This is a genomic window from Methyloceanibacter sp. (genome assembly GCF_050728395.1).
Classification (GTDB): domain Bacteria; phylum Pseudomonadota; class Alphaproteobacteria; order Rhizobiales; family Methyloligellaceae; genus Methyloceanibacter.
The window spans coordinates 1-4,241 of the sequence record NZ_JBOHJB010000154.1; the positions used below are offsets into that span (position 1 = coordinate 1).

Consider the following 4,241-nt stretch of genomic DNA (forward strand, 5'->3'; position numbering starts at 1 on the left):
GGATGCGTGACCTAGGACCGTCCTGGCATGAGAGGGCAGGGATGCGGCGCCTGAGGAGAACCGCGAAGCGGGCGTGCGACCTCATCTGACAAAGAGTGGTCTCGCGTTTCGCGGCCGGTGTAACGGACCACCTCAGGGGCTCGTCTGCCCCCCGCCTGGGTTGGAAAGCCCAGGTCCATCTCTGCCGGCGGCTACAGGCTGCCCGCGGAAGAGGCGGTAAGCGTGGGGAAGGGGCTTAACATATCGCCGCATCCCTCGCTTCGCGTCATGCCTTCGCGGGCTTCGCCCGGCGAGGAAATTTTGGCACGCCTCCTCTCCCCAGTGGGGAGAGGGGAAAGGAAAGAGGCGATGTCGCTTTCATCCCTCCCCTTGATGGGGAGGGTGGCGAGATCGGCTTCAGCCGAGATCGCCGGGTGGGGTGAAGCCTGGCCCCCACCCCGACGCCGCCCTTCAGGCGTCGTCGGACCTCCCCGCAAGGGGGAGGTATGGAGTCAGCAATGTCGGCGCGCACGGAGCGAGACAAAAAAAGAAGCAAGAGAGAAAGTGGGAGGAGAAAGGAGGGAGAGTCGGTCTGAGAGCTACTGCTGCGCGGCCTGGGCGACGCGGGCGGTGACCGGGTCGAGCGCGCGCAGCTCGTCGATGCGGTTGCGCTCTTTCTGGAAGGAGGCGAGCTGGCGGCCGGTGAGCTGCAGCCCGCGCGGCACCTGGATGGTCATCGGGTTGACGAACTTGTTGTTGACCAGGATCTCGTAGTGGCAGTGCGGGCCGGTGGAGAAGCCGGTCGAGCCGACATAGCCGATCACCTGGCCCTGCTTCACGCTCATGCCGGGCTCGAGCCCGTCGGCGTAGCGCGACATGTGGCCGTAGGCGGTGGCGAAGCCGTTGGTGTGGCGGATGCGGACGTAATTGCCGTAGCCGCCCTGGCGCCCGACGCGCTCAATGGTGCCGTCGGCGCCGGCCACGATCGGGGTGCCTGCTGGGGCGGCCCAGTCGACGCCGGTATGCATGCGGGTGATGCCGAGCAGAGGATGCACGCGCGGGCCGAAGCCCGAGGTGTAGCGGCTGCCCTTGACCGGATTGCGCATGAGGAACTTCTTCGCGCTGTTGCCCTGCTCGTCGTAGTAGTCGACGACGCCGTCAGGGGTGCGGAAGCGCCAGAAATTGCGGGTGTGGCCGTCGACGGTCATCGAGGTGTAGAGCAGCTCGCCGATGCCGTCGCGATTGTCGGTGTCGTGATTGCCGGAATCATGATCGTCGGCGTCGGTCGGCACGTCGAAGAACACGTCGAAGCTGTCGCCGGGTTTCACCTTCTGCTTGAAGTCGACGTCGTAGGAGTGGACGCGGAGCAGCTTGAGGATGGTGTCGGCCGGAATGTGCTGGGCAAGGGCTGCGTGATAGAAGCTCTGATAGAGCGTGGCGCGCTGCTGCTGCTTTTGGCCTTCGGCGGTCACCGCACCCTTCTCGTTGGTGACTACGAAGTCGCCGCGGGTGGTGCGGGCGACGGTGCCGAGATGGACGTTGCCGGGGCCATAGACGCTGACGCGGACGGGCTCCATGTCTTCGGTGTCGCTCGGCGCCGGCACGAGGGCGAAGCGGACCTCTTGCCCGGGCTTCAGGTTGCCGGCGGGGAAGGCGGGGGCAAGCGCCTCGACAATGGCCTTGGCCTGGGTTTGCTCGGCGCCAATCTTGACGACGATGCCGGCGAGCGTGTCGCCGCGGCCGACCTTCACCGTCTTGGTCTCGGCGTCCTCGGCGGCGTCGAGATCGACGCCGTTGTCATCGTCCTGCTCGGCCGCGCTCTTGTGGATCACGGTGAGGTTCGGGGCGAGCGGCGAGGGGCCGGAGCCGCTGTCGGTGCGATAGGCCGCCGGCTGGAGCAGCGAGCCGGTCACCTCGGCCCCGCCTTGCGGCATGTCGGCATAGGCGAAGTTCTCGGCGGCTTCCGAGACGAGCGCGTTGATCTCGTCGGGCTTGAGCTCGACCCCGTCGTCCTGGGGGAGCACGCCGTTGGCAAGATCGGCGACGCGGATGCTCACCGCCTGCGGCGCATCGGCTGCGGCGCTGTCGCCGTCGCTGCCGACCGGCGTCGAGTCGGTGTAGAGCTTGAAGGGATTGAAGGGGGGAAGGGTGTCGGCGTCGTCGGCAGGGGCGGTGGCAAGTCCGGCTACGATGCGAAGGTAAGGCTTGATGGTGATGTATTCGCGCGCGCCTTGGTGTTCGACCACCGTCTCATGGATCACGTCGCGTGACATGAAGCCCGAGGCGGTGAGCTGGATGCGATCGGCTTTCTCGACCGTTGCGCTCTGGCCGTCGCGGGCGAGCGTCGCGCTCCGCATCGGCTTCAGCGCGGCGAGGCTTGCCTGCTTGATCGAACTCACCATGCCCTTGCCGTCCGACATGCTCATCGAGGCATAGACGGCGAACCCGATCAGGCAGACGCCAACCATGCCGGCCAGGCAGGTGGAGGCGAGCCATTTCAACCGATGGCTCGCCCCGTCTTGGCCCGCTTCGCAGAGATAAACCGGTGGCAGTTCACGCTTCGGCTTGGCAGTCTCGGCCAGATAGATGGTGGGGAGCCGGCCGCCCTCGACCGGAACGAGGGCTTGACCAGGTTTTCGACGCGCAGTTCGACCGCGACGTAGAAACAATTCGACTTTCCCCCCGTCCGCCGGCAGCCGCCCGCACGCACCTATGGCGTGCTTTCCCCATTCAGGCGGACAACACCGAAGCCGGTATTTGCTGTCCCTCAGCGAGGAATTTTGCCGTCAGGGATTGTTTTTCGACCCGCCCGCTCTATCTCTGCCTTCGGCCACGAATGGGCGCGTCGAGCAGATCGGCGGTGTGATTAGGTCCCTCAATCCCCTTCGGCGTTTCTTAACCATACTGTGCCCGGTATGGTTACCTCGCCGTTAACGAACCAAGAGTGTCGGCGCAATCGGGCAGGAATGTGGCCTAGTTATCACAAAGCCCAAGAAAAACGACTTGACAGGTTTCCGCGGGCACCCCTTGACAAGGCGGATTCCGAACCTTAGATACACCTTTCGCGCGGGGTTGCTCGCATCACCTGCGAGACTAAACGCGACCGCGCGATCCTTTCGGACAGAGGCGGAGTTTGCTCGGGTCTTCTCGGGACGCTTCGACTGTCGTTGACTCAAGATGGGGGATTTGCTTCCATCGGGGGTTCGGGAGTGTGGCTCTGCTGCACGCCCACCGGCTCTTTGACATTGTGATATGAAGAAAGGGAAACGCAGGCGGCGGAGTCCTTGCGTGTTCGTCCTGTAACAGGGGCGAGCAACGAGACTCTGACGGTCTTGCGTTTTCATAAGCCAATAGGCGTGTTGCGCGCGATCCGAAAGGATTGCGTCGCTTTCATGCTTGTTGGGAACTCGTCAAAACGCAGCGACCCCTTGGAGTGATTCCTCCAAGGACATGTCAGAATCGAATTCTCAACTTAAGAGTTTGATCCTGGCTCAGAACGAACGCTGGCGGCAGGCCTAACACATGCAAGTCGAACGAGAAGCCACCTTCGGGTGGTGGACAGTGGCAGACGGGTGAGTAACGCGTGGGAACGTGCCTTTCGGTTCGGAATAACCCAGGGAAACTTGGGCTAATACCGGATACGCCCTTCGGGGGAAAGATTCATCGCCGAAAGATCGGCCCGCGTCGGATTAGCTAGTTGGTGGGGTAAAGGCCTACCAAGGCGACGATCCGTAGCTGGTCTGAGAGGATGATCAGCCACACTGGGACTGAGACACGGCCCAGACTCCTACGGGAGGCAGCAGTGGGGAATATTGGACAATGGGCGAAAGCCTGATCCAGCCATGCCGCGTGGGTGAAGAAGGCCTTAGGGTTGTAAACCCCTTTCAGCGGGGAAGATAATGACGGTACCCGCAGAAGAAGTCCCGGCTAACTCCGTGCCAGCAGCCGCGGTAATACGGAGGGGACTAGCGTTGTTCGGAATTACTGGGCGTAAAGCGCACGTAGGCGGATTTGTAAGTCAGGGGTGAAATCCCGGGGCTCAACCTCGGAACTGCCTTTGATACTGCAAATCTCGAGTCCGGAAGAGGTGAGTGGAATTCCTAGTGTAGAGGTGAAATTCGTAGATATTAGGAAGAACACCAGTGGCGAAGGCGGCTCACTGGTCCGGTACTGACGCTGAGGTGCGAAAGCGTGGGGAGCAAACAGGATTAGATACCCTGGTAGTCCACGCCGTAAACTATGGGTGCTAGCCGTCGGGGAGC

At 62.8% G+C, this 4,241-nt stretch carries 1 protein-coding gene and 1 rRNA gene; one reads left to right on the forward strand and one right to left on the reverse strand.

What is annotated here, in order from left to right; all coding sequences use genetic code 11:
• Nucleotides 1-578 precede the first annotated feature (578 nt).
• Entirely contained in the window at nucleotides 579-2,648 is a 2,070-nt protein-coding gene (locus ACREC7_RS15895; protein WP_431556665.1) for a peptidoglycan DD-metalloendopeptidase family protein, read from the reverse strand.
• Nucleotides 2,649-3,447: 799 nt separating this feature from the next.
• On the opposite strand from ACREC7_RS15895, the gene ACREC7_RS15900 reads away from it, so the two are divergent.
• Nucleotides 3,448-4,241, forward strand: a 16S ribosomal RNA gene (locus ACREC7_RS15900); the annotation flags it as partial.